This window comes from Streptomyces sp. NPDC001415 (genome assembly GCF_053597395.1).
The window spans coordinates 157,649-183,735 of record NZ_JBSFIE010000005.1; the positions used below are offsets into that span (position 1 = coordinate 157,649).

The 26,087-nt window shown below is 71.5% G+C and carries 23 protein-coding genes; 7 read left to right on the forward strand and 16 right to left on the reverse strand.

Going from position 1 to position 26,087, the window contains the following annotated elements; all coding sequences use genetic code 11:
- Positions 1-12: 12 nt before the first annotated feature.
- From ACWC2B_RS08610 to ACWC2B_RS08620, 3 genes are all read right to left on the reverse strand, one after another.
- Entirely contained in the window at positions 13-1,167 is a 1,155-nt protein-coding gene (locus tag ACWC2B_RS08610; protein ID WP_450715721.1) for an enolase C-terminal domain-like protein, read from the reverse strand.
- Positions 1,164-2,984, reverse strand: a complete 1,821-nt coding sequence (locus ACWC2B_RS08615; protein ID WP_450715722.1) for a thiamine pyrophosphate-requiring protein — start codon at positions 2,982-2,984, stop codon at positions 1,164-1,166. Before ACWC2B_RS08615 ends, ACWC2B_RS08610 begins: the two co-directional genes overlap by 4 nt.
- A 62-nt stretch (positions 2,985-3,046) precedes the next feature.
- Positions 3,047-6,148 (reverse strand): FAD-binding and (Fe-S)-binding domain-containing protein, encoded by a 3,102-nt coding sequence (locus ACWC2B_RS08620; protein WP_450715723.1) that lies wholly within the window; start codon positions 6,146-6,148, stop codon positions 3,047-3,049.
- Between the two features lie 289 nt (positions 6,149-6,437).
- Between ACWC2B_RS08620 and ACWC2B_RS08625 the strand changes: the two genes are divergently transcribed.
- A complete protein-coding gene (locus ACWC2B_RS08625) occupies positions 6,438-7,391 on the forward strand; it encodes an LLM class F420-dependent oxidoreductase (protein WP_450715724.1) in 954 nt (317 codons plus the stop codon).
- Positions 7,392-7,473: 82 nt separating this feature from the next.
- On the opposite strand, the gene ACWC2B_RS08630 is transcribed toward ACWC2B_RS08625, so the two are convergent.
- Complete coding sequence (locus ACWC2B_RS08630; protein ID WP_450715725.1) at positions 7,474-8,148, reverse strand: HAD family hydrolase; 675 nt, start codon at positions 8,146-8,148, stop codon at positions 7,474-7,476.
- A 100-nt stretch (positions 8,149-8,248) separates the two neighbouring features.
- Positions 8,249-8,482: a hypothetical protein gene (locus ACWC2B_RS08635; protein WP_450715726.1), complete on the reverse strand. Its 234-nt coding sequence runs from the start codon at positions 8,480-8,482 to the stop codon at positions 8,249-8,251.
- 153 nt (positions 8,483-8,635) lie between these two features.
- Between ACWC2B_RS08635 and ACWC2B_RS08640 the strand changes: the two genes are divergently transcribed.
- The 3 genes from ACWC2B_RS08640 (at position 8,636) to ACWC2B_RS08650 (ending at position 9,729) form a co-directional block, all read left to right on the forward strand.
- Positions 8,636-9,007, forward strand: a complete 372-nt coding sequence (locus ACWC2B_RS08640) for a VOC family protein (RefSeq protein ID WP_450715727.1) — start codon at positions 8,636-8,638, stop codon at positions 9,005-9,007.
- 59 nt (positions 9,008-9,066) lie between these two features.
- On the forward strand, positions 9,067-9,459 hold the full coding sequence (locus ACWC2B_RS08645; protein WP_450715728.1) for a hypothetical protein: 393 nt from the start codon (positions 9,067-9,069) through the stop codon (positions 9,457-9,459).
- A 114-nt stretch (positions 9,460-9,573) separates the two neighbouring features.
- The gene (locus ACWC2B_RS08650) at positions 9,574-9,729 is read left to right on the forward strand and encodes a DUF6131 family protein (protein ID WP_450715729.1); all 156 of its coding nucleotides are present in this window, start codon (positions 9,574-9,576) and stop codon (positions 9,727-9,729) included.
- A gap of 66 nt (positions 9,730-9,795) precedes the next feature.
- On the opposite strand, the gene ACWC2B_RS08655 is transcribed toward ACWC2B_RS08650, so the two are convergent.
- From ACWC2B_RS08655 to ACWC2B_RS08665, 3 genes are all read right to left on the reverse strand, one after another.
- On the reverse strand, positions 9,796-11,031 hold the full coding sequence (locus ACWC2B_RS08655; protein ID WP_450715730.1) for a PP2C family protein-serine/threonine phosphatase: 1,236 nt from the start codon (positions 11,029-11,031) through the stop codon (positions 9,796-9,798).
- A 153-nt stretch (positions 11,032-11,184) separates the two neighbouring features.
- A complete protein-coding gene (locus ACWC2B_RS08660) occupies positions 11,185-12,630 on the reverse strand; it encodes a glyceraldehyde-3-phosphate dehydrogenase (protein WP_450715731.1) in 1,446 nt (481 codons plus the stop codon).
- A gap of 127 nt (positions 12,631-12,757) precedes the next feature.
- Positions 12,758-14,965 carry an RICIN domain-containing protein gene (locus ACWC2B_RS08665; protein ID WP_450715732.1) on the reverse strand — a complete coding sequence of 736 codons (2,208 nt, stop codon included), beginning with the start codon at positions 14,963-14,965 and terminating at the stop codon, positions 12,758-12,760.
- Positions 14,966-15,433: 468 nt separating this feature from the next.
- Here ACWC2B_RS08665 and ACWC2B_RS08670 point away from each other — a divergent pair, with 468 nt between their 5' ends.
- Together ACWC2B_RS08670 and ACWC2B_RS08675 are read left to right on the forward strand one after the other, a co-directional pair.
- Positions 15,434-16,390: a hypothetical protein gene (locus tag ACWC2B_RS08670; protein WP_450715733.1), complete on the forward strand. Its 957-nt coding sequence runs from the start codon at positions 15,434-15,436 to the stop codon at positions 16,388-16,390.
- A gap of 178 nt (positions 16,391-16,568) precedes the next feature.
- Positions 16,569-18,020 (forward strand): amino acid permease, encoded by a 1,452-nt coding sequence (locus ACWC2B_RS08675; protein WP_450715888.1) that lies wholly within the window; start codon positions 16,569-16,571, stop codon positions 18,018-18,020.
- Between the two features lie 12 nt (positions 18,021-18,032).
- Here the strand turns inward: ACWC2B_RS08675 and ACWC2B_RS08680 are convergent, their stop codons facing one another.
- The gene (locus ACWC2B_RS08680; RefSeq protein WP_450715734.1) at positions 18,033-19,538 is read right to left on the reverse strand and encodes a carotenoid oxygenase family protein; all 1,506 of its coding nucleotides are present in this window, start codon (positions 19,536-19,538) and stop codon (positions 18,033-18,035) included.
- Between the two features lie 234 nt (positions 19,539-19,772).
- On the opposite strand from ACWC2B_RS08680, the gene ACWC2B_RS08685 reads away from it, so the two are divergent.
- The gene (locus ACWC2B_RS08685; RefSeq protein ID WP_450715735.1) at positions 19,773-20,153 is read left to right on the forward strand and encodes a DUF779 domain-containing protein; all 381 of its coding nucleotides are present in this window, start codon (positions 19,773-19,775) and stop codon (positions 20,151-20,153) included.
- Between the two features lie 39 nt (positions 20,154-20,192).
- Here the strand turns inward: ACWC2B_RS08685 and ACWC2B_RS08690 are convergent, their stop codons facing one another.
- The 7 genes from ACWC2B_RS08690 to ACWC2B_RS08720 all read right to left on the reverse strand — a co-directional run bounded on the left by ACWC2B_RS08690 (position 20,193) and on the right by ACWC2B_RS08720 (position 26,084).
- Positions 20,193-21,368, reverse strand: coding sequence for a winged helix DNA-binding domain-containing protein (locus ACWC2B_RS08690; protein WP_450715736.1), 1,176 nt, complete (start codon positions 21,366-21,368; stop codon positions 20,193-20,195).
- Complete coding sequence (locus tag ACWC2B_RS08695) at positions 21,365-21,559, reverse strand: hypothetical protein (RefSeq protein WP_450715737.1); 195 nt, start codon at positions 21,557-21,559, stop codon at positions 21,365-21,367. The genes ACWC2B_RS08690 and ACWC2B_RS08695 overlap by 4 nt, the downstream gene beginning before the upstream one ends.
- Positions 21,560-21,678: 119 nt before the next feature.
- Positions 21,679-22,533, reverse strand: a complete 855-nt coding sequence (locus ACWC2B_RS08700; protein ID WP_450715738.1) for a phosphatidylinositol-specific phospholipase C/glycerophosphodiester phosphodiesterase family protein — start codon at positions 22,531-22,533, stop codon at positions 21,679-21,681.
- A gap of 115 nt (positions 22,534-22,648) precedes the next feature.
- Positions 22,649-23,305, reverse strand: a complete 657-nt coding sequence (locus ACWC2B_RS08705) for an ABC transporter ATP-binding protein (protein ID WP_450715739.1) — start codon at positions 23,303-23,305, stop codon at positions 22,649-22,651.
- Positions 23,298-24,206, reverse strand: coding sequence for an ABC transporter ATP-binding protein (locus tag ACWC2B_RS08710; RefSeq protein WP_450715889.1), 909 nt, complete (start codon positions 24,204-24,206; stop codon positions 23,298-23,300). The genes ACWC2B_RS08705 and ACWC2B_RS08710 overlap by 8 nt, the downstream gene beginning before the upstream one ends.
- 71 nt (positions 24,207-24,277) lie before the next feature.
- The gene (locus ACWC2B_RS08715) at positions 24,278-25,126 is read right to left on the reverse strand and encodes an ABC transporter permease (RefSeq protein ID WP_450715740.1); all 849 of its coding nucleotides are present in this window, start codon (positions 25,124-25,126) and stop codon (positions 24,278-24,280) included.
- Complete coding sequence (locus tag ACWC2B_RS08720; RefSeq protein WP_450715890.1) at positions 25,119-26,084, reverse strand: ABC transporter permease; 966 nt, start codon at positions 26,082-26,084, stop codon at positions 25,119-25,121. Before ACWC2B_RS08720 ends, ACWC2B_RS08715 begins: the two co-directional genes overlap by 8 nt.
- Between the last annotated feature and the right edge of the window lie 3 nt (positions 26,085-26,087).

The following is a 26,087-nucleotide window of genomic DNA, read 5'->3' on the forward strand; positions in this document are numbered from 1 at the left end:
CCGCCGAACGGGTCAGCCGGTGCGGTAGGGCTCGGCATCGACCGTCTTGAGGGTCAGTCCGTGGCCCGGGGCCCCGTCGGCGCCAGGCGTGATGTGCCCGCCCTTGGGGTCCAGGGTGCCGTCGAACCAGCGGGATTCGAGCCGGACGTGGTCGTGGAACCACTCCAGGTGGCGCAGGTTGGGCACGGCGGCCGCCGCGGCGGCGTGCACATGCGGGGCGCAGTGCCCGGAGATGTCGAGCCCGTACGCTTCGGCGAGGGCGGCGGCGCGCAGCCACACGGTGAGCCCGCCGCAGCGGGTCGCGTCCGCCTGGAGGCAGTCCACCGCGCCGGCCCGCAGCATCTGCCCGAAGTAGGCCAGCGTGTAGCCGTATTCACCGGCGGCCACGTCCACGGCGACGGTGGACCTGATCCGGGAGAGGCCTTCGAGGTCGTCCGATGAGACGGGTTCCTCGAACCAGGTGACGGCGTGGTCGTCCAGCCAACTGGCCATCCGCACGGCCTGTTTGACGGTGTAGGCGCCGTTGGCGTCGACGTAGAGGTCCGTGGCGTCGCCGACGGAGGCACGGGCCTCGGCGATCCGGTCCCGGTCGCGGCGCTCGGCGCTCCCCCACGACTCGCCGATCTTGATCTTGACGCGGGGAATTCCCTGGCCCTCCACCCAGCCGCGCAGCTGCCGGTCCTGCTGCGCCGCGTCGTACGTGGTGAAGCCGCCGCTTCCGTACACCGGCACGTGGGGGCGGGCCTGTCCGAGCAGGTGGGTCAGGGGGAGGCCGAGGATTCGGGCCTTGAGGTCCCACAGGGCGATGTCGACGGCGGAGATCGCCCCGGCCACGAGGCCCGGCCGGCCGTCGTTGCGTACGGATCGGGCCATCGCCTCGCTCGCGCCGGGTACGTCCCAGGCGGAGCGGGCGGTGACCACGGGCGCCAGGTGCCCGCGGACGTAGGCGGCCGTCTCGGGCGCTCCGTAGGTGTAGCCGAGTCCGGTGGTGGTGCCGGAGCGGGCGTGGACGACGACGAGCGTCGTCCTGTCCCAGCTCAGGGTGCCGTCGGCCTCGGGGGTGTCGGTGTCCAGTGTGTAGGCGGCTGCCTCGATCTCGTCGACCGCGGGGTCGTCCGCCGAAGGCCCTGCGCGCGAGGCGTCCGCACCGGACGTCGCGAACGTCATCGTTGGTCGTCTCCTCCGTCCGGGTGGCGGTGGCGGGTGCCCGGGAGCATCTCCTGCACCTTGGCCTTGAGGCCCTGCCGGATCATGCCGGTGCGGTCGCTGTCGCCCTTCAGGATCGAGGCCGCGGCGGCCTCGATCTGGTCGAGCGAGGCGTGCGGCGGGATCGGCGGCACGGCGGGGTCGGTGCGGAAGTCGATGACGAACGGCCGGTCGGCCGCCAGCGCCTGCCGCCACGCCCCCTCGACGTCGCCCGGGTTCTCGACCCGTATGCCGTCCAGGCCGATCGAGCGGGCGAAGTCGGCGTACGCGACGTCGGGCAGGGCCTGGGAGGGCAGGAACTGGGGGGCGCCGGACATGGCGCGCATCTCCCAGGTGACCTGGTTGAGGTCCTGGTTGTTGAGCACCGCGACGACGAGCTGGGGATTGCTCCAGTCCTGCCAGTACTTGGCCGCGGTGATCAGCTCCGCGAGCCCGTTCATCTGCATCGCCCCGTCGCCCACGATCGCGATGGCGGGGCGTTCGGGGTGGGCGAACTTGGCGCCGATCACATAGGGCACTCCGGGCCCCATGGTGGCCAGGGTGCCCGAAAGCGAACCGCGCATCGAGCCGCGCATCCGCAGGTGCCGGGCGTACCAGTTGGCGGCGGAACCCGAGTCGGCGGCCAGGATCACGTCGTCGGGCAGCAACGCGTCCAGGGCGTGCACCACGTACTCGGGGTTGATCGGGTCGGCGTCCACGGCGGCACGCCGCTCCATCACCTCCCACCACCGGGCGGTGCCCTCCTCGATCTTCTTGCGCCACTTGCCGTGCTGCTTGCGCCGCAGTTGCGGAAGGAGCCGCTTGAGAGTCTCGCCCGCGTCGCCGACGAGGTTGACCTCGAAGGGGTAGCGCAGGCCGACCATCTGCGGGTCGATGTCGATCTGGACCGCGCGGGCCTGGTCGAGATCGGGCATGAACTGGGTGTAGGGGAAGCTCGATCCGATGACGAGCAGGGTGTCGCACCCCTGCATCAGCTCGTAGCTGGGGCGGGTGCCGAGCAGGCCGATGGCGCCGGTCACGTACGGCAGGTCGTCGGGCAGGGCGTCCTTGCCGAGCAGGGCCTTGGCGACACCGGCGGCCAGCACGTCGGCGATCTGCTCGACCTCGCCCCGGGCGCCCCGGGCACCCTGGCCGATGAGGATGGCGACCTTCTCGCCCGCGTTGAGCACCTCCGCTGCCCGGGCGATGTCGTCGTCCGCCGGAACCGGGGCGTAGGCGGCCATGCCCAGGCTGGACGGCACCATCTTGAAGGCGTGCCCCGGCGGGGAGTAGTCGAGTTCCTGCACATCGGCGGGCAGGATGACCGCGGTCACCGTGCGCTGGGCGCGGGCGATGCGCATCGCCCGGTCGATGACGTTGGGCAGTTGCTCGGGGACCGTGACCATCTCGCAGAAGGCGCCGGCCACGTCCTTGAAGAGGCTCAGCAGGTCGACTTCCTGCTGGTAGGAGCCGCCCATGGCGCTGCGGTTGGTCTGGCCGACGATCGCGACGACCGGCACATGGTCCAGCTTCGCGTCGTACAGGCCGTTGAGGAGATGGATGGCGCCGGGGCCCGAGGTGGCGGCGCACACGCCCACCCGGCCGGAGAACTTGGCGTAGCCGACCGCTTCGAAGGCGGCCATCTCCTCGTGCCGGGCCTGGACGAAGACGGGCTTGTTCTCGGCTCGCCCCCAGGCGGCCAGCAGGCCGTTGATGCCGTCACCGGGGTAGGCGAAGACATGCTCGACGTCCCATTCGCGCAGCCGCTGGAGAACGTAGTCGGAGACTTTGATCGACACGGGAGGCAGCCTTTCGCTCTTTCGTTCCGCTGGTTGCTGGGGAGGGGATGGGGCGGCCCGGGTCACCTGCGGCGTCGGCGGGTCCAGGCGTGGACGGCGGCCGCGCCGCCTCCCAGGGCCAGGCAGGCCGCGCCGGCGGCGAGCCGTGCGTCCCCGGCCGGCGGCTCCGGGCGTGCGGTGAGCTTTTCCGGATGGTCGGCGGGCAGCGGACCGTCGAGCCCGAGTGCCAGCACTTCGGCCAGGTGCATGGCCCGGCGTCCGGTGCCGCCCTGCTCGATCTGGGTGCGGCAGCTGAACCCGTCGGCGAGGACGAGTGAACTGGGCGCGGCGGCACGGACGGCGGGCAGGACGCCCAGTTCCCCGATCTTCATGGACAGCTCGTAATGGCCTTGTTCGAAGCCGAAGTTGCCGGCCAGACCGCAGCAGCCCTCGTCCAGGACGTCGGCGTCCAGGCCCATGCGGCGCATCAGTTCGCGGTCGGCGTCGTCCTTGAGGACCGCGTGCTGGTGGCAGTGCTGCTGGACGACGGCTTGGCGGGCGAGCGCCGGGGGCCGCCAGTCGGGGGGTGCGTGGTGGAGCAGGAATTCGGCGAGCGTCCGGGTCTGCCGCGCCAGGCGCTGGACGTCCTGGTCGTCCGGCATGAGTTCCGGCGCGTCCGCGCGGAACACCGCGGTGCACGACGGTTCGAGTCCGACGACGGGCGTTCCCGCTTCGAGCCATGGCCGCAGTACGTCCAGGGTGCGGCTCAACACCCGCCGCGCGGTTGCCAGTTGACCGGTGGAGATCCAGGTGAGGCCGCAGCACACGGCCCGGGTGGGCACCGCGACATGGAATCCGGCGCTCTCCAGGACCCGTACCGCCGACTTGGCGACAGCGGGATGGAAGTACGTGGAGAACGTGTCGGGCCACAGGACCACGGTCCGCGCGTCGGCCGGGTCGGGTTCGGGCAGGCCGCGCGCCGCCCACCACTGGACGAACGACTCCTCGGCGAACGCCGGGGCCTCCCGCTGGGGCGCGACTCCCGCCACCCGCTTACCCATGGGGGCGACGATCGGTGCGCGCAGGATGGCGTTGGCCGTCCTCGGGGCGAGCCTGGACAGGCGGGCCCACAGGGGCAGCCAGCCCATCGAGTAGTGCGCGGCCGGGCGCGGCCTGCGGGCGTAGTGGTGGGCGAGGAACTCGGCCTTGTAGGTGGCCATGTCGACGCCGGTGGGGCAGTCCGACTTGCAGCCCTTGCAGGCCAGGCACAGGTCGAGCGCGTCGTTCACCTCGGTGGAGCGCCAGCCGCCGGTCACCGGCGAGTCGGCGTGGCCGTCCAGCATCTCGAACAGCAGCCGGGCCCGGCCGCGGGTGGAGTGCTCCTCCTCGCCGGTGGCGCGGTAGGAGGGGCACATGACGCCGCCGGTGTGGGTGCGGCAGTTCCCGATGCCGACGCACCGCAGCACCGCCTGGCCGAAGGAGTGGTCGTCGTCCGGGTAGGCGAAGTGGGTGTCGAGCTGCCGGGGCCGCCACAGCGGGCCGAGCCGCAGGTTCTCGTCACTGCGGTACGGGGCGACCACTTTGCCCGGGTTCATCCGGCCGGTCGGGTCGAACAGCGCCTTCACCTCGCCGAACGCCGCCACGATTGGTTCGCCGAACATGCGGACAAGGAGCTCGCCGCGGGCCTGTCCGTCGCCGTGCTCCCCCGACAGCGAACCGCCGTGGGAGACCACCAAGTCGGCCGCCCTGAACAGGAATTGACGGAAGGTGGCCACTCCCTCGGCCGTCTTCAGACCGAACGGAATGCGGGTGTGGACACACCCGTGCCCGAAGTGCCCGTACAGGGAGGGGCGGTCGTAGCCGAACTCGTCGAACAGCTCCTTGAGGGAGCGCAGATAAGCGCCAAGGCGCTCCGGCGGGACCGCGGAGTCCTCCCAGCCCTCCCAGGTCTCGCGCTCGTCGGGAGGGCGGGCGGTCACACCGAGCCCGGCCTCGCGGGCCTTGAGGATCTCGTGTTCGCGCGCGGGGTCGTCCGAGAACGCCACCGACGGGTCCTTCTCGTCCCGGCCGAGGGCCCGCAGCAGGGCGTGGGCCTGCCCGTCGACGTCGTCCTGGGTGTCCCCGGTGAACTGCACAAGCAGCCAGCTCTCGCCTTCCGGGAAACGGTCGAGGGAGTCGAGGTGGGCGTGCTCCTCGCGCATGAGCTGCGCCATCCGGCCGTCCAGCGCCTCCAGTTGGGCCGGTTCGCCGTGTTCCAGGAGGCGGGGCACCTCATCGGCGGCGGCGCAGATGTCGGGGTATCCGAGGACCAGTATCGCCTCGTGGGGCGGCACGGGTACGAGGTCGAGTTCCGCGTGCAGCACGGTCACGAGCGTGCCCTCGCTGCCCACCAGGGCGCGGGCCACGTCGAAGTGGTTCTCCGGCAGCAGCGAGTCGAGGTTGTAGCCCGACACCCGGCGCGGGAGCTTCGGGTAGCCGCGCCTGACTTCGGCGAGGTTGCGGTCGATGATGTCGCGCAGCCCTTGGTAGAGCTCGCCGCGCCGCCCGCCCTCGGCGACGATCTCGGCGAATTCCTCGTCGGTGGTGGGGCCCACCCACATCCTCGTTCCGTCGTACGTCAGCACCTCCAGGCGCCGCACGTTGTCGACGGTCTTTCCGTAGGCCTGCGCCGAACCGCCGCACGAGTTGTTCCCGATCATGCCGCCGAGCGCGCAGTGGCTGTGAGTCGAGGGCTTCGGGCCGAACTTCAGCTCGCGGGGCGCGAGTTGGCGGTTCAGTTCGTCGAGGACGAGGCCGGGCTCGACCACGCAGGTGCGCCGGGCGGGATCGACCGAGACGAGGGCGCCGCAGTATTTGGTCCAGTCGATGACGACCGCCGTGTTGGTGCACTGGCCCGCCAGGCTCGTCCCGCCTCCGCGCGAGAGCACCGGGGCGCCGAACTCCGCGCACACGGCGACCGCCTCGACGGCCGCGTCGACCGACCGGGGCACGACGACGCCGATCGGGACCTGCCGGTAGTTGGACCCGTCGGTGCTGTACGCGCCACGACTCCCGGCGTCGAACCGGATCTCGCCGTCGACCCGGGCACGCAGCGCCCTTTCGAGGGCGGCGCCGTCCAGGTCGGCCACCGCGTTTCGCGCGCCGTGGCCGCGGCCGGCCCCGGCGCCGCTGTCCGGCAGACCCATGGCTCCTCCTCGTCAGATGTCACTCCCGTCCGCGCTCCGCCAGTACCCCTGAGCGGGGTGTCCACACACCACCTACGCCTACCCGAGGTGTGCCGTCGTCGCCATCCGGCGGCGCCTGCCCGCCTCCGGCGCTCGTCGCGGCTCGCGGGTGCGCGGGCCTGTCGCCGCGCTTGGCGTGATGGGCGGGGGCGCCCGTGCGCGCCGCGGAACCCGCGGCCCCGGGGGTTTCCCAGTCCGTTCCCGGGCCACCCGGGTAGGGGTTCCCTTGGCCACCCGTGAGGAGTCCGCGATGACGGAATACGGCTACTTCCTGTCCAGCGAGGAGCACACCCCCGCCGAGCTGGTCGAGCAGGCGCGGATGGCGGAGCAGGCCGGCTTCACCGCGCTGTGGATCTCCGACCACTACCACCCGTGGAACGACCAGCAGGGTCAGGCGCCGTTCGTCTGGTCGGTGATCGGCGCGCTGTCCCAGGCGGTCTCGCTCCCCGTGGAGACGGCCGTGACGTGCCCCACCGTGCGGATGCACCCGGCCGTGGTCGCCCAGGCCGCGGCGACCAGCGCCGTGCAGCTCGGCGGGCGATTCCGGCTGGGAATCGGCAGCGGCGAGGCCCTCAACGAGCACATTCTGGGCGATTCCTGGCCGGAGGCCGGTGTCCGCCTGGAGATGCTGGAGGAAGCCGTCCGGGTGATGCGCCAGCTCTTCACCGGCGAGCAGGTCAGCCATCACGGCAAGCACTACACAGTGGAGAACGCCCGCCTCTACACCGTCCCCGACGAACCCGTGCCCATCGATGTCTCCGCCTTCGGACCACTGGCCGCGGAGGTGGCGGGACGGATCGGGGACGGCTTCATCACCATGGCTCCCGACGTCTCCTCCATCGAACGGTTCCGGCGCAGCGGAGGCGGCACCAAGCCCGTGTTCGCCGGGCTCAAGGTCTGCTGGAGCACCGACGAGGAAGAAGCGGTCGCCACCGCGCACCGGCTGTGGGCCAACGAGCAGTTGCCCGGCGAGCTCCCCCAGGTCCTGCCCACCGCGGCTCACTTCGAGCAGGCCTCCGAGCTCGTCACGCCGGACCGCGTCCGGGCGAACGTCGCCTGCGGGCCGGATCCGGACGCCCATGTGGCGGCGGTCAAGGAGTACGTGGACGCGGGCTTCGACACCGTCTACATCAACCAGATCGGCAAGGACCAGCAGGGATTCTTCGACTTCTACCGCACCAAAGTGCTGCCCCAGCTCGGCTGAGCGATCCGTGCCCGCCGCACCGGGCCCCGGAAGTGGCCCGCGCCCTGAGGGCCCCGGACCCTCCGGACAGCGGTCACAGCGGTCAGGCCCCGCGCTCCATCTGGGCGAAGACGCTGGTGTCCAGGTGAGTGAGCAGTTCGGCGGGGTCGCCGTACACGGCTTGGGCTCCGGCTTCTTCGAGGTCCGCGCGGGCGATCCCGCCGGCGAGCAGCGCGACGGCGCGTACGTCCGCCGAGCGGGCCGCCTTCATGTCCCACACGGTGTCCCCCACGAACACGGCCTCCGAGGGTTCGGCCTCGGCCAGTTCCAGCGCACGGTGGACCGGATCGGGTGCCGGTTTGCCCTCGCTGACGTCGTCGGCGCTCGCCACGCCCGCGATGACGTCGCCGGCGTCGATGGCCCGGCGCAGCGCCTTCAGCTCCGGTCCGCCCGCCGACGTGGCCAGCACGATGCGCCAGCCCCGGCCGGCCAGCTCGCGCAGCAGGTCGCGGGATCCGTCCAGCGGGGGCAGCCGCTCGAAGTACGTCCCGTACAGAGCGGTGTGCGCGGCGCTGAGCCGCTCGTCCCCGTCGGGGTCGCGGTCCTTGCCCAACAGGTGCTCGACGAGGTCGTCCGAGCCGAGCCCGATGGCGCGGTGGACATCGTGCATCGCCACGTCGTGCCCGGCCTGCCGGAAGGCTTCCCACCACGTGACGACATGCAGATGGTTGGTGTCGACGAGGGTGCCGTCGACGTCGAACAGGGCCGCACGTGCCATGTGCCCACGCCTTTCGTTCCACCGTGCCGGGAACCCGCTGTCCCCTTCCGATCATGCCGCTCTTCGCGGGACGCGACATCTCGCGGGCGGGGACCACCGGTCACGCCGCGTGTCGGCGCCGGGCGGGCTTCTGGTACGGCGTCCTCGCACCGTCCACCGATGCGGCCTCCCCCGGTGCGGCGCCGGTGGCCGGCAGGTCCGGCACGGCGGCCAGGTGCCGCTCGCGCGGCTCCCCGACGGGATCATCGCCGCCGAGCATGAACTCCTCGTACCGGGCCAGGGCGAGAACGACGACCAGCAGCAGGTTGGGCAGCAGCACGGCTACGAAGACCACGACGACTCCTTGCCGGGATGACGTGTGTGCCGGGTCGGGTTGCCCCGGCTCCGCACCCGAAACCTGCCGCGCGACGGGTGAACGGGGAGGTTTCGGCCGGAGCCGTTCGGCAATGGGTGAACTCTGAGCGAACGAGACACCGAGGAGACCGGAATGGCCATCGCGACGTACTGCCTCGTGGCCCTGGACTGCCCCGACCCCGAGGCGCTCGCCGCGTTCTATGCCGCGGTCCTGGGCGGCGAGGTGAAGAACGACGACGAGGACTGGTACGACCCGTACGCACCCGGCGGGCACCGCATCGCCTTCCAGTGGGCACCCGGCCACACCCCGCCGGAGTGGCCGCGCGGGGACCGCAACTCCCAGCAGCTGCACCTGGACTTCCACGTCCCGGACATGGACGCGGCCGAGGAGCAGGTCCTCTCCCTCGGAGCGACCCCGCTCGACCTCGACGACCGCGGCGGCGAACGCGGCTTCCGGGTGTACGCGGATCCGGCGGGCCACCCCTTCTGCCTCTGCCGGGACTGACGCGCCCGGACGCCCCCTCCCGGGTCCTCTTCAATCGAGCGAGAAGCACGGAGAACAGCGTGAACGACTCACCTCCCCCGGCCTCCCCGGGCGCCGGGGCCGACTCCCCCGACCTGGTGCAGGTCATGCTCGGCGAGTGTTCCGCGGCCGACGCGGACGCGGTCTTCGAGATGCTGGGCACCCACTTCGTCTCCGACCGGGCCGGTGCCGTGCCCGGCCGCCGCGAGGGGCCACGCCCGGCCGCCTGGGCCGGAAGCTTCGTCGTCGACCACGCGCCGGTCGAGGTCGCCGGGGTGCTGCTGGCCGGGCCCGTCACCGCCGATCTTCAGGGCGGGCCCGTGGCGGTGGACCGGCTGCGCCGGACGCTCGCGGCGGCCTTCGCCGTGGAGGCGGCGGGCAGTGCGGCGGGCGACCAGGAGGTCGATGTGCAGGTGCGGTTGACCAACGCGTGACCGCTCCGCCCGGTGCTGGGATCCGGCTGCGGGCCGTGCGGCACCCGCGGTGCGGAGCCCGGATCTACTCTGGATGGCAGGAGCTGGAACCGTTCCCCGAGATCGGAGGACATCATGATCGTCCTCGGAGTCATCCTGCTGGTCATCGGCTACGTCGCCGGCATCGCCATCCTGTGGACCATCGGCATCGTCCTGGTCGTCCTCGGCGCCATCCTGTGGCTCCTGGGATCCGTCGGGCACGCGGTCGGCGGACGGCGGCACTACTGGTAGCCAAGCATCCTGACGCTCCGTCAGCCCGGGACCGGCACTGGGCGCGGTCCCGGGCCGTCCCCTTCCTCACAGGCCGATAACGATCAGGGCCGTGTCGTCGGTGACGCCGCCGGACGGGATCAGATCGGCCAGGATCGCGTCCGCGAGGGTTTCCGGATCGGCGCCGTGGTGCCGGGCGAGGGATCCGGCGAGCCGGCGCAGGCCCCTGTCGATGTCCTCGTGGCGGCGCTCGACCAGTCCGTCGGTGTAGAGGACGAGGCTCGCGCCCGCGGCGAAGGCCGCGGTCGCCTGCGGGCGCGCCACATGCTCGGGGCGGGCGCCGAGCGGTGGGTCGGTCGCCCCGTCGAGGAACTCCACCGTGCCGTCGTGGTGGAGCAGGGCCGCTGGCGGATGGCCCGCACTGCTGTAGGCCAAGGTGTGGTCGCTCCAGTCGATGACCGCGAGGAACGCGGTCGTGGACTCCGCGCCCTCGACCGAACGGGCGTACAGACCGAGCACTTCGAGGGCCCGGGCCGGCCCCTTGGCCACGCGGGAGGCGGCGCTCAGGGCGCTGCGCAGCTGGCCCATGACCCCGGCGGCGGCCAGTCCGTGCCCGACGACGTCGCCCACGGCGACCGCGAGCCGGTCCCCGGGCAGTTCAGCCAGGTCGTACCAGTCGCCGCACACGTTCAGTGCGCCGACGGCGGGCCGGTAGCGCACCGCGGCGCTGCGTCCCTCCAGCGGCCCCGGCGCGGGCAGCATCGCGGCCTGCAGGGACAGGGCGACCTCGTGTTCCCGGGCGTGGGCCCGGCGCAGTTGCTCGTTGAGGTCCTGGAGCTCCCGGGCCCGGGTGTACAGCTCGGCCTCAAGCACTCTGGCCCGGTCGCCGTCCGCCCCTCCGGCCCGGCCGCGGGCCCGCATGAGCTCGGTGATCTCCTCCACCCGGTGCAGGATCAGGACCACCTTGCCGCCCCGATCGAAGACCGGGGTGTTGACCGGGCTCCAGTACCGCTCCTCCCACACACCGGGATGGGCGGGGTCCTCCACGTCGTAGCGCTGCAGAGCCATGGTGTCGCGCTCGCCGGTGTCCGCGACCCGGCGCAGCGAGGCGTGCAGGTTGCGCATGCCGCTCGCGTCCGGGTCGCCGGGGTTTTCGGGGAAGACGTCGAAGATGTAGCGGCCGACCACCTGCTCCCGGGTGCGGTTCGTCAGAGCGAGGAAGGAGTCGTTGACCTCGGCGTACACGAGGTCCGTGGTCAGCAGGGCGACCGGGCCGGGCAGTGCCCGGAACACCGCCTCGTAGTCGATGCCGGACCCGTTCACGATGCACCTGCCCGCGGGACGCCTCTTCGATCTTGTGCTCTTCACGATAGGCGGCATCGCGGAAGCGGGCCCGCCGGACGGCCCCGGAAACGCCTGGAGGGCGACCGGAGGCGATCGCCTCCGGTTGCCCTCCAGGTCAGCGGGCCGGTGCGGTCAGAGCACCGGCACCGGGTAGGTCGGGTACTCGACGCCGGAGACGTGCTGGACGACCCGGATGACCTGGCACGAGTAGCCGAACTCGTTGTCGTACCAGAGGTAGAGGATCGCGTTGTCGCCGTCGACCTTGGTGGCTCCGGCGTCGACGATCGAGGCGTGGCGCGAGCCGATGAAGTCGCTGGAGACCGCGTCGGGAGCCGTCGTGAAGTCGATCTGGCGCTTGAGCGGCGAGGTGAGCGACACGTTGCGGAGGTAGTCGAGGACGTCCTCGCGGGTGGTCTCACGCCCGAGCCGCAGGCTGAGGATCGCGATCGAGACGTCCGGCACCGGGACGCGGATCGAGCTGCCGCTGATCGGCGCCTTCAGGTCCGGCAGCGCCTTGGCGACGGCGGACGCGGCACCGGTCTCGGTCATGACCATGTTGAGCGGCGCCGAGCGGCCACGGCGGTCCGCGCTGTGGTAGTTGTCCAGCAGGTTCTGGTCGTTGGTGAACGAGTGGACGGTCTCCACGTGGCCGCGCAGCACGCCGTACTCGTCGGCCATTGCCTTCAGCGGCGGGACGATCGCGTTGGTGGTGCAGGACGCGCAGGACAGGATCTGCTCGTCCGGCTTGATCGTGTCGTGGTTGACGCCGTGCACGATGTTGGGCACGTCGCCCTTGCCGGGCGCGGTCAGGACGACCTTGTCGATGCCGGGGCGCAGGTGCTTGGACAGGCCCTCGCGGTCGCGCCACTTGCCGGTGTTGTCGATGAGGATGGCGTGCTTGATGCCGTACGCCGTGTAGTCGACCTCCGACGGGTCGCCCGCGTAGATCACCTTGATCTCGTTGCCGTTGGCGATGATCGTGCTGTTCGCCTCGTCGACGGTGATCGTGCCCTGGAACTGGCCGTGGATCGAGTCGCGGCGCAGCAGCGAGGCGCGCTTGACGATGTCCTGGGCGCCGCCCTGGCGCACGACGATGGCGCGCAGCCGCAGGCCGTTGCCCGAGCCGGCCTTCTCGATGAGCAGGCGGGCGACGAGGCGGCCGATGCGGCCGAAGCCGTACAGGACGACGTCGCGCGGCTCGCGGCGCTCGATCTTGTTCGGCCCGGTGGCGCCGATGACGGCGCCCGCGGTGAACTCCTCGACCGACAGACCGCGGTCATCCGCCTTGTACGTCGCGGCGAGCATGCCGATGTCGATCTGGGAGGGGCCGAGATCGAGGGCGGTGAGAGCCTGCAGGAAGGGCAGCGTCTCGGTGACCGAGAGCTCCTCGCCGGCTATCTGGCGGGCGAATCGGTGGGTCTTCAGAATGCTGACCACCGACTTGTTCACCAAGGAGCGGCTGTGCAGCAGAACCGTCACGTCCCGCTCCCGGTGCAGCTTCCCGATGATCGGGATCATCGACTCCGCGATCTCCTCGCGGTTCTTCCAGTTGGTGAACGAGTCGTCATTGACAGTCACAGGTTCATCTTTCGAGCTAGGCGGCGCTCATATGCTAACCCCTGTCTGATTTTGATCGTTCAAGTGGTGGCACTTCTGGTGGGCGGCCCGCTCGTCGCTCCCCTGCGGCGACGACCGGGCCGCGCGCTCAGCCGATGGTCCAGCGCTGGAGTGCCGAGCCGGTGTCGGACTGCTGGGTGACCAGGGCCCCGTCGGCGGTGGAGGCCGTGGTGAGCAGCAGCCCGCTGGACTTGGACCTGACCGTGTATCCGCCACCGGCCAGGGCGGCGACCGCCCAGTGCTGGTTGGCGCCGCCCGTGCAGGCCCACTGGATCACCTTGGCCCCGGCCGCGCCGGAGCCGTCGCTGACGTCGACGCACAGCTTCGACTCGGCGTTCGCGATCTGATAGCTGCCGTCGGACTGCCGGGTGAAGACCCAGTTCTGGTTGGCCCCCGCGTTGGGGCTCCAGGTGATGAGCTGGGTGCCTTGGGTCGTCGAGTGGCCCGGGTCGTCGAGGGACTTGCCCGAGGCCACCAGGGTGTGGGTGCCGTCCAGGGATCCGCCGGTCGCGGAGCCGGTGGGGGTGAGGGTCAGGGTCTGCTCGGCCGCGCTGCGGGACCCGCCGACGGTGCTGCCCGTGGTGTCGGTCCAGCTGCGGGTGGGTGTGGTCTCGGCGAGCCGGCCGGGCTGCGCGGACAGGCCGAGCACCAGGCCGCTGTACCGGTTGACCAGGCGGTAGGACCCGGTGGAGGTCGCGGGGACGATGAACCACTGCTGTCCGACCGTGGGGCCGCCCGGTCCGGCGGCGGCGAGCGTCGGCTTCGCGCCCCAGGCGCGGCCCGCCTTGGAGGTGGCGGGGACGCCGAGGAGCTGGCCGGTGGAGGCGTTGGCGATGCGGTACGAGCCGTCGCCGTTGGCCGTGAACACCCAGGATTCCAGGGCGGATCCGGTGGCCGAGGCGCCCGAGGTCGTCGACGAGCCGCCAGGGACCTGAGCCAGGACCCGGCCGTCGCCGCTGGCGATCCGGTACGACTTCGTGACGTCGACCGGGGGTGAGGCGGGCGCCGAGGAACCCACCGTGACGTCCACGTACTCGCCCGAGGCGCCGCCCTGGCAGTCGATGGAGCAGTACGACCTGAAGGTCTTGCCGACGATGGCGGAGTTGGTGCGGTTCGCGCCGTCGAGGAACCAGCGGTACCAGGAGTTGTTGGTGTAGCCGCCGGTGTCGCCGATCAGGTGCCACTTCTGGCTCGTGAGGTCGTCGGTGGCGTAGAAGCGCTGCGGCGCCGTGCCGTTCACCGCCTCGGGCTCGCCGATGTACAGGCCCAGGTAGGCGTTGTAGGTGATGTTCATGACGAACAGCGGTGATTTCGTGGGCAGTTGACCCGCCGCGATCTGCTGGCTCACCGTGCCCGCGTGGGCGGGGTCGTAGTCACCCGAGACCGGCGTGTACCCCGTGGAGCTGGAGGTGTCCACCGGCACCATGTTGCTCTCCAGGCCGCCCACACCGGGTTGCGACCAGTGGCCGTCGTACCACTTCTGCCAGGAGCCCCGGGCCATCTTCGAGGAGATGGGCGCCCGGGCGACATGCGCGAGGCTGTCCTCCCAGTTGCCGCCCTTGGCGACGATCCGGGAGCCGTAGTAGACGTAGAAGTAGCCCGAGGCGGTGTCGGCGAACAGCCGCTGGTCGCCGTCGCCGTAGGAGTACGTCTCGTGCGGGAACTGGGTGGTGTCGCCGCGCTTGGTGCTGTACGGCGAGGTGATCGCGTGGTCCTTGATGGACCACGTCCGGCCCTGGTCCTTCGACACCGCGTAGTCGATCGCGTCGAAGTGGATGCCGTCGTTGAACGGTGCCGGGGTGAACTCGTTGTGCACGAGCCCGTACCAGTCGCCGGTGTCCGGGTCGACCCACATCCCGGAAAGGTCGCAGTAGTTCTTCTGCGCATAGCCCGCGTTGCCGACCGCGTACGTCGCCTCCAGGCCGGTCGGGCTGTTGTTGCAGCGCCAGGTGGTGTCGTTGTTCTTGTCGTTGGCGTTGGCGGGGTTGACCGCGTCGCTGATCGCGCTCGACCGCGAGGCGCTGTCCATGTCGGTGCCCGTGAAGAAGTCCCAGTAGCGGGGGTCCTTCGCCCCGTACAGGGCGGCGGACTGCTGGAAGTAGAACGTGCCGTCCTTGTCGACGTAGGCCGAGGCGGGTGTGTCCGTCGGGTGGGCGTAGGGCACGGGGGATCCGACGCTGATCGTGTACGTGGCGTCCGGGGACGCGGCCGCCGCGGGCGGCGCCACCGTGGCGGCCAGTGCCACGACCGCGGCCCCGACTGCGGCGGCGACTGCTCTGAAGGTGGGGCAGGACACGGGCACTCCTTCTGGTGTGGGAGCGGTGAACGGTGCTCGCCGGCGGCGTGGCCGACCGCGTGGTGGGCAGTCTGTGCACCACGCGGCGCACCGTCCACGGACATCCGTCGGCCGGACTTGGACTTTTGTCGCCCCGGCCGTGAGCGGCGGGTGCCGCGCTCCGGAGCGGCCGTATCACGGAGGAGGCCCTCGCGCCTTGAATATGCCGAATACATACCCTCCCGCGACAACGACAGGAATGCGCCACCGAAAACTGACTCGGAGCCAACGGATATGTGCGCCCCGACCCCGCCCCCAAAGGGCACGGAACCAGATATTCCGGGCGATGAGTTTCGATACCACTAAAGGATGAGTAAGGTGTGGGTCGCTGTCGGTGAACCTGCGCAAGAGCTCGGACTCCGACGTAATTCCGCATGGCTGGAATTCGTAGAACGCAGGGTGTCGTCTGCGGGGGACGGGGAGAGGATCGTGGCTGCCGGCTCGTTCGAGGGACACTATGTGTGGCATCCGGCGGCCGACGATCGCGAGCTGGCACGCGCGTGCACGGACGTGCGGGCGGGGCGCTACCTCGGCGCCCACAACGTCCTCAAAGAGGCGCGCGGCGACTACGAGTTGAGGGCCCACCGGTCACTCGTCCTGGCCTCGGAAGCGGCGGACTCCGACCTCGCGGAACGCTGGATGGCCGAGGAACCCGGCCCGGAAGCAGCCCTGTTGGGCGCGCGCGTGGCGATGATCCGGGCCCTGCGCATGGCCGACGCCGGGGACGCCCGGGCCGGTGCCCTGCTGCGGATAGCACAGGCGGCCTGCGTGCGGGCGGCGCGGCTGCTGCCCCGGGATCCCACCCCGTGGGTGGCCCAACTGGCCCTGGCCCGCATCGACGGCCCCCGCGATCCCGCCCCGCGGGGACTCCTCACCGCGCCGCCCGGCCCCTGGCAGATGTTCGCCCATGTGCTGCGGCTCGACCCCTGGCACCGCGAGGCCCATCACCGGTTTCTGGCCTGCTTCTTCACGCGTCACGGCGGGTCGGCGAGCGCCCGGTGGGACGTCGCCTCGTTCCTCAGCCACCGGGCGCCCGCCACCTCCGCGCTGCGACTCCTGCCCCTGGTCGCCCTCGTCGAGGACTACGACCCGAACGCGCTCCTCGCCGACCACACCTGGCAACAGCCGCAATGGGCCGCGACCACCCTCGGCATTTACCACAACTGGTTTCCCCAGACGGCCGGTTACCGTTTCACACCCGTCCTCGATCTGGCTTATCTGGCGCACGCGTTGTTCATGGCGAAGCGCGAATTCGAAGCGCGGGAAGTCCTCACGGCCATGGGCCCGTACGCCTCCCGCATGCCCTGGAGCGCGTTCGGCGACCCCGGGGAGCAGCTGACCAGGGCCAGGAGGTCCTGCGGACTACCGACCCCCGCACCGGCCTGACCACGACCTGCCCCGCGGACCCGCCCGCGAGACCTACGCGTCTTTCACCCCGGAGCCACCCCCGAGTCACCCCCGAGGAAAGGTTGCCACTGTGTCCGAGCGCACGACCCACACCCGCTCGTCGAGCCGGAGCCGGGAATCATCCGTGGCACTCGACGACGATGCGACGCTGCACGCGATGGGATATCCCCGGAAACTCACCCGGAGATTTCACGCCTTCGATAATTTCGCCATATCCTTCACCATCATCAACATCATCTCCGGCATCTTCTCCGCATTCGGTTTCGGAATGGGAGCGGGCGGTCCCCGGATTCTCGTCTTCGGCTGGATCGGCGTCTCGGTCATGGTGCTGTTCGTGGGCGCCGCGATGGGCGAAATCGCGTCCGCCTACCCGACCAGCGGCGCCCTGTACTTCTCCGCGGGCAAGCTCGCCAAGCGCCATCGTGGCGCCTGGTCCTGGTACACGGGGTGGCTGAACTTCGTCGGTCAGGTCGGCGGCACGGCCGCGACCAACTACGCCGCCGCCACCTTCATCCAGGCCTTCATCGCGATGCAGTGGCCGTCGTACGAGGCCACCCAGCAGCAGACGGTCGGCATCGCGACGGCGATCCTGCTGGTCCAGGCGCTCGCCAACACCTACACCGTGCAGCTGGTCGCCCTGGTGAACCGGATCTCGGTGTGGTGGCTTCTGGTCGGCATGGTGGTGATCGTCGTCGCCCTCACCGTGAAGCCCTCCTCGCACCAGCCGGTCTCGTTCGCGACGCACTTCGTCAACAGCACCGGCTTCGACAACGGTCTGTACGCCGCGATGCTCGGCCTCCTCGTCACGAGCTGGACGTTCACCGGCTTCGACGGCAGTTTCCACATGTCCGAGGAGACGGTGAAGGCCACCGTCAACACGCCCAAGGGCATCATGCGCGCCATCATCTACTCGGCGCTCGCCGGACTCGTCCTCATGCTCGCCCTGGTGTACGCGATCCGCGACTACGCGGCCGAGATCCAGGCGGCGGCGCCGCCCGTGCAGATCCTGATCGACGCGCTCGGCGCGGGCACCGCCGAACTGCTCCTGCTGATCGTGATCGGGGCCATGCTGTTCTGCGGCCTGGCCAACATGACCAGCAACACCCGCCAGATCTTCGCCTTTTCGCGGGACGGGGCGATGCCGGGGTCGCGCTGGTGGCATTCGGTGTCGCTGCGCACCCGCACGCCCGTGAAGGCGGTGTGGCTCGCCGCGGGCTGTGCGCTCGTGCTGATCGTTCCGGCCTTGTGGTCGCACACCGCCTTCACGGCGATCGTCAGCGTCAACGTGGTCGGCCTGTACCTGGCGTACGGGGTGCCCATCTTCCTGCGGCTGCGGCTGAGCTCCTTCGAGCCCGGCCCGTGGAACCTCGGGCGCTTCGGCAGGCCGGTGGCGGCGATCGCCGTGGTCTGGATCGTGCTCAGCAGCGTGCTGTTCATGCTGCCCCAGGCCTCCCCGATCACCGCCGACAACTTCAACTACGCGCCGATCGCGCTTGGCGTGGTGCTGCTCATCGCCACCGTGTGGTGGTTCGCCACCGCCCGTCGGCGCTTCCAGGGGCCGGTCAGCTACGGCAGCCCCGACGAGGTGGCGGCGATGGACCTCATCTGACGCAGGGTCACCTCAGGCGTCGGGTACCCAACTGCCGTGGAACCCAAGGGGTACCCGGCCCGGCAGGTGGATGCGGGCGACCGGCTCGCCGGTGAAGTCCTGGGCGGCCAGGATCACCAGGTCGCTCGCACCCCGCTCCGGGTTGTGGACGTAGGCGAGCGCGTAGCCGTCGTCCTCGGCCGCCCGGTGGCCGTCCGCGTCGCGCGGCACGAACACGGCCTGGCCCGCGGCCGCGGCCTTCGGCAGCCGGTGCACCTGGGAGGTGCCGCGCAGCAGGTCCTGCTTGATCAGGGCGCTGCTGAACGCCCTGTCCGGCGGGACCCCGTCGACCGTCTCGTAGGCGGCGAAGAAGTCGGCGGCGGCCGCGGAGTAGCCGTACCGGTGGCGCCTGGACACCGTCGCCTCGTTCACGCGCGGGAACTCCTGGGGCCGGTCGTCGATCCGGCGCTGGTGGACGCGGCCGTGCTCCAGGTCGATCGTCCAGCGGTCGAGCGCGGGCGTGCCGGTCGCGGCCGGTCCGCCGGAGCCGCGCCCCGCGACGAAGAACGGGGCGGGATAGGTGGTGAGGTCCATGACCACCTTCGTTCCTTCGTCGTACGCGTTGAGCGTGTGCGAGTAGTAGACGGGATCCACCTCGAACCAGCGGACCGGACCTCCCTCGCGCGGCATGACCCCGACCCGCGCCGCGTGGTGGTCGTCCCACACGTACGGCACGGGCGCGCCCCTCCGGGCGGCCTCCGGGTCGAAGGAGATGGGGATGTCGATGACGACGACGTGCCGCTCGGTGAGCCCGAAGTCGTGCACCATCGAGCCGGCGGGCATCGGGATCCTGGTCGTCCTGGCCACCCTGCCGGTGCGGTCCACGACGACGTGACGCACGTGGTCCCAGGTCGGGTAGTACGCGATGGCGTGCAACTCGTCCGCGTGGGCGTCGTACTTGGTGTGCGCGGTGAAGGAACCGCTCAGCGTGGCGCGGAAGTCGTAGGGACCCACCGTGTTCAGCTCGCCGTCGAGCTCGTACGGCAGCGGTCCGCCCTCCTGCATCGCGAGGATGCGCCCCTTGTACGGGATCACATGGGTGTTGCAGGCGAAGTCGTCCTCGGGCACGGGCCCTGGGTGCTTCTCCCCCAGTTTTCCGGCGACGGCGGCCGAGCGGATCCAGCGGTTGCGGTACCACTCCGCGCGGCCGTTCCTGAGGCGGACGCCGTGCACCATGCCGGGGCCGATCATCCAGTGGTGCGCCCGCGGGTCCTCGATGCCGAAGGCATTGGGGCCGTTGCGCAGATAGCGGCCGTTGAGCTCGCGCGGGACGCGGCCGGTCACGGGCAGCGAGAACGCCGTCAGCTCTTGCGTCACCGGAGCGAAGACGCCTTCGAGGAAGGGGCTGGCGCTCGCGGCCGCGGAGGCGGCCGGCGCCATGGCCGAGGTCGGCGGCCCTGCGCGCAGCGCCATCGTCCCTCCCGCCAGTGCCATCGCCGCCGTGCCCCGCAGCACGTTCCGCCGAGTGTGACCGGTCATCGCCGAGCCCCCTGCCTTCTGTTCTCGCCGTACGGATCCGTCGCTCACGATCCTGCGGCAGGAGCCGGGGCCGGGTCAGGAGGCCTGGGGCCCGGACGGGGGTGGTGCCAAGCCCCCGGTCCCGGGTGTTGCAACCCGGCTGCAACCACCCGCATGGTGAGGTGCGGCTGCCGGATCCGCGCGGCCCGGCCCGCAGGGGGCCGTCGCGCGGGCCGGAGGAGCGAGGGAGAGACGATGCCCGCAGATCACCCGGAACCGCATCCGGCAACCGGCGCGTCACTGGTTGAACTCACCTACGCGGCAAGGGAGTTGATCCGCAGGCTGCGCTCGATGCACGGTCCGCTGATGTTCCATCAGTCGGGCGGCTGCTGTGACGGCAGCGCGCCGATGTGCTATCCGCAGGGCGAGTTCCGTACCGGCGGCTCGGACGTCCTGCTCGCCTCCCTGGCCGTTGAGGGCGTCGACGAGCGCGTGCCGTTCTGGATGTCGACGAGCCAGTACGAACTGTGGCGGCACACCCGGCTGATCGTCGACGTGGTGGAGGGCCGGGGCAGCGGGTTCTCGCTCGAAGCTCCGGAAGGGGTGAGGTTCCTCATCCGGTCGCGGCTGATCTGAGAGCCTGTGGCCCGGTCGACCAGCCGGCCCCCGCAGGGCCTACTCGGCGAGCCGTCGCTCCAGCGGGGTGCGAAAGCTCGGCTTGATGCGGACGTCACCGAAGAACGCCGCGAGACGGACGGCCTCGGCGTCGATCGCCGCGCGGGCATCGCGACCCACCCCCGCCCGCGCGAGGACCTCCGTGACGATCGAGCCGTCGGCCCGCTGGGCCCATCCGCCCACGACGCGCCCGTTCCACCACACACTGGGCCCGATGTTCCCGTTCCTGTCGAAGAGTTCGGCCTGGTGACCGGCATCCAAGTACCAGTCACGATGCCGCCAGCCCATCGGGGTGGGATCGAGCGCGGGAAGCAGCGCGGCCCAGGGCTCGGGCTCGGCGGGGGCTTCGAGGTGGGCGGGCAGCGCGTGGCCCGGCCCGGATTCGAGGTCGACCTCCACCGCTTCGGTGCGGGCCAGCGCCTTGCGGGTGTCGGTCAGCGTCCACCCCGTCCACCACTTGACGTCCTCGGTGGCGGCGGGCCCGAACGCGGCCAGGTACCGCGCGGCGAGCTGCGCCTTGGCCTCGTCGGCGGGCAGGTCGGGGTGGGGTTCGGCGGGGATCCAGCGGTACTGGCTGGAGGCCCATGTGCCGAGCGGACGGCCGCGGCGGATGCGGCTCTCGGCGGCCATCACGCCGAGGAAGCGGCTCGTGATCCGGGGCCGGGCCTCGTACGGCTTGCCCTCGGACTGCACGATCTGCGCCTTCAAGTCGGGTACGTCGTAGGCGAGTTGGGCTGCGGTGGCCTCACCGCGTCGCTGGAGGGCGGCCAGGACCGCGGCCTCGGTCGCCGCGAACCAGCGCTCGTCGAAGCCGAGCTGTTCCCGGATGACCTTGGCGAGATTCCTGCGTTCGCGGGCCGCCACGGCACGGGCGGTCGACGCGTCCACGACGGGGGCGAGTTCGCGCGGCACCACGAACATGGTGCGCCGCATGCAGAGCATCCGCACCAGCGTGTGGTCCTTGTACAGCGCGCGCTCCAGGTCCGCCACGGAGGGGGCTTTCAGCCGGGCGGCGACACTCAGGTACACGGACGCGGGGTCCGTGGCGTGCAGGCCGAGCACCGCCTCGGCGACCGCCTCCGGGGTGCCGGCGCGGGCGGCGGGGGCGAGCAGGTGGCTGGCGCCGAGGCGGGCGCGCCGTTCCTCGGCGGTGATCTTCCGGCGGGCCTTGGTCATGGCTTGAGGCTACCGACCACACCTGCCGTCGCGTTCAGGCCGTCCTGGATGGTCGTCGCCATGCTCGTACCGGCCAGGAAGAAGCCGAGCAGGGCGCAGACGATCGCGTGCGACGGCTTGAGCCCGCCACTCCGCAGGAAGACCACCGCGAGCACGAACAGCAACAGCGTCACCGAGATCGAAACAGCCATGACGGGCCTCCTCCGCCGCGTCTCGATCGCGGCAATCGGGCGTCCAGTGTGGCCGAGGAGGCGCCGTCGAACGGCTCAAGGCGTGTCCGCCGTACGGGTGTTGACTGCGGGTGATGCCGCTACGCGCCGTGTGCGCGGAGGAATGCCTCAAGACCGGCGAGGTCGTCGGTGTTGAACCAGTCGATCCCGGCGGCGAGCAGTTCGCGCCACAGCGCGTCGCGTTCGGGGCCGGCCGCGTCGAGGGTCGCCCAGAACCTCAGTCGCTGGTGGCCGACGTGGGTGCGGGCCACCAGGTCGCGCAGTTGGGCGCGTTCGGCGGCGGGGATGGGACCGGAGCCCATCCAGGTGAAGTGGTCGGTCCAGGCCTCGCTGATGAGCGGGATGAAGGAGGCGGTGGCGGCCGTCCCGAGGTCGGCGAGCCGCCCGTCGTAGAAGGCGTACCGCACCTGCTGCGCCTCCATGGGCGCACGGGCGCCCCGGTCGCCGGAGACGACCGCGGTGACGGCGCCGGCCCGCACCCGGCCGTGCGCGTACGAGCTCAGGAGGCGGCGGTAGGGGGCGAGGTGCCGGTCGAGTTCCAGGTAGGTGGCCGCGCCCTCGGTCTTGATGTCGATGAGCAGCTGGAGCGGGTGGTGGTAACCCCGGTACACCGCGCCGTGGTTGGCCCGGATCAGTCGGCGCAGCGGGTCGAGGTAGAGGGATTCGAGGGTGCGGCTCGGGTCGAGTTCGCTGGGGTCGTGGCCGACGAGGAGCTGCCCGTCGACGAGGAAGATGTCGGCTTCGACGCTGGTGAAGCCGTGCGCGAGGGCGTCGAAGAGAGGGTGGGTGTGCTCGTAGTCGTTGTGCGCGTGGGTCCTGCGCAGGGGCCTGGGACCGGCCGGGTGCCCGGCCGCGCGGGCGGTACCGGCCAGGGCGGGCACGGCGACGGCTGCGGCGAGGGCGGTGACGGCACTGCGACGGGTGAGGTGGGCCATGGGTGCGCTCCCGGGGGACGAGGGACGGACGCGACCGAGTATGCGCGGCCGGGCCCCCAACCGGCCGCCAGGCGGACAGAGTTGGCCGGTCCTTCGCCCAGGCGTCGCCCGCCGGTCAGGCCGCGGGCTCCCCCCAGCTCACCGTGCGGTCGCACCAGCGGTCCAGGAGGACCTGGTCGTGGCCGACAGCCAGCAGGGACGCCTTGGTCTCGCGGCGGTAGTTCTCCACGGCCGCGACCAGCGCGGCTGTCGTCGATGCGTCGAGCATCGCGGTCATCTCGTCGCAGATCAGCAGGCGCGGCCGGAGCACCAGCGCCCGGGCGAGGCAGGCCCGTTGGAGCTGGCCGTCGCTGACCTCGTGGGCGCTGCGGGTCAGGAGGTCGCCGCCGAGGCCGACGGCGTGGGCCAGTTCGTCGACGCGTTCGCGGATCTCGATCCGCCGGCCGGTCGCCTTCAGCGGCTCGGCGATCAGGTCGCGCAGCCGCAGCCTCGGGTCGGCGGAGAGCCGGGGTGACTGGAAGACGACGCCCACGGTGGTGCGCAGGGCGCGCGGGGCGCGGTGGCGGTAGTCGAGGACAGTCGTTCCGTCCAGGACGACCGTCCCGGCGTCGGGCCGGTGCAGCAGGGCCGCGACCCTGGCCAGGGTGGACTTGCCGCAGCCGCTGGGGCCGAGCAGACCGACCGCCTCGCCGTGGGCGACAGTGAGGCTCACGTCCCGCACCACGGGCTTGCCCCGCTCGTAGCCGGCTGTGATGTTGCTGAGCTCAAGCACGGCTGGGCTCCTCCGCGTGGGCGTGATGGCAGGCGGCCCGGCCGTCGAACCGCGGCTGGGTGCCGCAGAGCGCGTCGGCCAGGTCGCAGCGGGGTGCGAACGCGCACCCCGCCGGGAGGTCCCCCAGCTCCGGCGGCATACCGGGGATGGGCCGGAAGGATCGTTCCGGCAGGGCATCGAGCAGACCACGAGCGTACGGGTGAAGGGGACCCGGCTCGCCGAAGAACCTGGTGGCGTCGGCGAGTTCGACGATTCGGCCCGCGTACATCACGGCGACGCGGTCCGCGATCCGGGCGGCCGCCGCGAGGTCGTGCGTGATCATCAGCAGGGCGTGCCCCTCGTCGACGGTGCGGCGCAGTTCGTCGGCCGTGCGCTCGACCAGCGCGCGGTCGAGCCCCGTCGTCGGTTCGTCGGCGAGCAGGAGGGGCGCGTCGCCGACGAGGGCGAGGGCGGTCGCGGCGCGCTGTGCGAGCCCGCCGGACAGCTCGTGCGGGTAGCGGTCGAGGTGGTCCGCCGGGAAGGCCGCCCGCCCGGCCGCGCCCTGCACCGCCGCACGCAGCGCCTTGCGCGGTACTGGCGTCAACTCCCTTATGGTTTCCTCCAGTTGGCTGTGCACGGTGCGTACGGGGGTGAGGTGGGCGGCCGGGCTCTGCGGTACGAGGCCGATGCGCCGGCCCCGTACCGTGCGGGCGAGCAGTTGCTCGTCGGCGGTGACCAGGTCGGTGCCGTCGTCGAGCAGCGCGGCTCCCTCGGATTCGGCGTTGGCGGGCAGCAGGCCGAGCAGCGCGGAGGCGAGCACCGACTTTCCGCAGCCGCTCTCGCCGACGAGCGCGAGGCACTCCCCCGCCGCCAGGTCGAAGGACGCGTCGGTGACGGCGGCGACGTGCCCGCCGCCCCGCATCCGGAAGCGTACGGAGAGGTTCCGCACGGACAGCGCGTTCGCGGACACAGAGGGCACAGGGGGTACAGCGGTCACAGCATCAGCTCCGATCGGCGGTGCGGACTGAGCCGTTCCCGCCATGCTCCGGCCAGGCCCGCGATGGCGAGTGTGGGCACGATCAGGAGGAGGCCGGGGAACAGGGTCGGCCACCAGTCCCCCGCGAGCAGCGAGCCGCGCGCGCCCTGGACGAGGTTGCCGAGGCTGGCCTGGTGGGCGGGCAGTCCGAGGCCGAGGAAGGACAGGGCGGACTCGTGCCACATGGCGTGCGGCACCATGAGAACCGCCGCGAGACCGGCTTGCGGCAACACACCGGGCAGCAGATGACGTACCGTCACCCGCCATCGCGAGGCGCCGCCCGAGATCGCCGCGTCGATGTACGGGCGGGAGCGCAGCGACAGGATTTCGGAGCGGACGATGCGGGCCGTCGACAGCCAGTGCGTCAGCGCGACCGACACCACGACCGGCCACACGCCGGGGCGGAACATCGCCACGACGAAGATGCCGAGCAGCAGGTGCGGTACGGACGAGAAGGTGTCGACGAGCCGCATGACGACCCGGTCGGCCCAGCCGCCGAAGGCCCCGGCGACCGCGCCGACGGCGGTGCCGATGAGGGTCGCGGCGAGCGCGGCGACGGCGCCCACCATCAGCGAGACCCTCAGTCCGTACACACAGCGGAGCAGCAGGTCGCGGCCGACGTCGTCGGTGCCGAACGGGTGGGTCCAGGACGGGGGTTGGAGCTTTCGGCCGAGGTCGACGGCCTGTTCGTCGAGCTGGGCCAGCGGCGGCACGAGGACGACGGCGAGCACGACGGCGGCCAGGATGATCGCCGAGGTGCGCACCCGCAGGGTGCGGGTGGACCGGCTCTGGGGGGCGTCAGCCATCGAATCCCACCCTCGGGTCGGCGAGTCCGTACAAGAGGTCGGAGAGCAGGTTGCCGAGGAGTACGGCGGCCGTCGCGAGCACGGTGAGGGCGGCGAGCAGCGGGAAGTCGACGGAGGTGGCGGCCTGCACGGTGGCCGCGGCGATGCCGGGCCAGCTGAAGACCGTCTCGACGAGCAGCGCGCCGGTGATCAGCTCGGGGACTCGGGAACCGATCAGGGTGAGCATGGGGAGCATCCCGGAGCGCAGGGCGTGTCCGGTCAGGACGGTGCGTTCGGCGAGGCCGCGCGCCCGCGCCCCGCGCACCGGGTCCTCGTCCAGCGCGTCGCCGACGCCTTGGCGTACGTACAGGAAGAACCAGGGCAGTTGGGACAGGCCGAGCACGCCTGCCGGGAGCACGAGGTGGCTGATGGCCTGGCCGGGGGTGACTGTGTCGCTCGCGGTGTCGGTCAGGCCCCCGGCCGGCAGCGCGCCGAGTTTCAGCGCGAAGAACCAGATGGCGAGCAGGCCGAGCCAGAAGGCGGGGGCGGCTTCGAGGGTGTAGGCGGCGGAGCTGACCGAGCGGTCGAGCCAGCCGCCGCGGCGGCGCGCGGCGAGCACGCCGAGCGCGGTGCCGAGCAGGATCGCGACGGCGAACGCGGCGGTGGCGAGCAGTGCCGACCAGCCGATGCGTTCGGCGATGACGTCGGCGACGGGCTGGCGCATCACGGTGGAGTCGCCGAGGTCGCCGGTGAGGGCCGAGGTCAGCCAGTCCCACCAGCGCCGGCCGACCGGCTGGTCCACGCCGAGGTTGGCGCGCAGTTGGTCCAACTCGGCCTGGGACGCGGTGAGTCCGGCGGTGCCCGCGTAGGCCTTGACGGGGTCGAAGGGGGATGCGGCGGCGACCGCGAAGACGCCGAAGGTGACGGTGAGCAGAACGGGGACGGCGGACAGGATCCGCCGTCCCGTCATACGGCCCATCGC

Excerpts from the sequence above, each read along its gene's own strand:
- ACWC2B_RS08610 (WP_450715721.1), bottom strand. The coding sequence starts at position 1,167 with ATGACGTTCGCGACGTCCGGTGCGGACGCCTCGCGCGCAGGGCCTTCG.
- ACWC2B_RS08620 (WP_450715723.1), bottom strand. The coding sequence starts at position 6,148 with ATGGGTCTGCCGGACAGCGGCGCCGGGGCCGGCCGCGGCCACGGCGCG.
- ACWC2B_RS08625 (WP_450715724.1), top strand. The coding sequence starts at position 6,438 with ATGACGGAATACGGCTACTTCCTGTCCAGCGAGGAGCACACCCCCGCC.
- ACWC2B_RS08630 (WP_450715725.1), bottom strand. The coding sequence starts at position 8,148 with ATGGCACGTGCGGCCCTGTTCGACGTCGACGGCACCCTCGTCGACACC.
- ACWC2B_RS08640 (WP_450715727.1), top strand. The coding sequence starts at position 8,636 with ATGGCCATCGCGACGTACTGCCTCGTGGCCCTGGACTGCCCCGACCCC.
- ACWC2B_RS08650 (WP_450715729.1), top strand. The coding sequence starts at position 9,574 with ATGATCGTCCTCGGAGTCATCCTGCTGGTCATCGGCTACGTCGCCGGC.
- ACWC2B_RS08675 (WP_450715888.1), top strand. The coding sequence starts at position 16,569 with ATGGGATATCCCCGGAAACTCACCCGGAGATTTCACGCCTTCGATAAT.
- ACWC2B_RS08680 (WP_450715734.1), bottom strand. The coding sequence starts at position 19,538 with ATGACCGGTCACACTCGGCGGAACGTGCTGCGGGGCACGGCGGCGATG.
- ACWC2B_RS08685 (WP_450715735.1), top strand. The coding sequence starts at position 19,773 with ATGCCCGCAGATCACCCGGAACCGCATCCGGCAACCGGCGCGTCACTG.
- ACWC2B_RS08690 (WP_450715736.1), bottom strand. The coding sequence starts at position 21,368 with ATGACCAAGGCCCGCCGGAAGATCACCGCCGAGGAACGGCGCGCCCGC.
- ACWC2B_RS08695 (WP_450715737.1), bottom strand. The coding sequence starts at position 21,559 with ATGGCTGTTTCGATCTCGGTGACGCTGTTGCTGTTCGTGCTCGCGGTG.
- ACWC2B_RS08700 (WP_450715738.1), bottom strand. The coding sequence starts at position 22,533 with ATGGCCCACCTCACCCGTCGCAGTGCCGTCACCGCCCTCGCCGCAGCC.
- ACWC2B_RS08710 (WP_450715889.1), bottom strand. The coding sequence starts at position 24,206 with ATGCGGGGCGGCGGGCACGTCGCCGCCGTCACCGACGCGTCCTTCGAC.
- ACWC2B_RS08715 (WP_450715740.1), bottom strand. The coding sequence starts at position 25,126 with ATGGCTGACGCCCCCCAGAGCCGGTCCACCCGCACCCTGCGGGTGCGC.
- ACWC2B_RS08720 (WP_450715890.1), bottom strand. The coding sequence starts at position 26,084 with ATGGGCCGTATGACGGGACGGCGGATCCTGTCCGCCGTCCCCGTTCTG.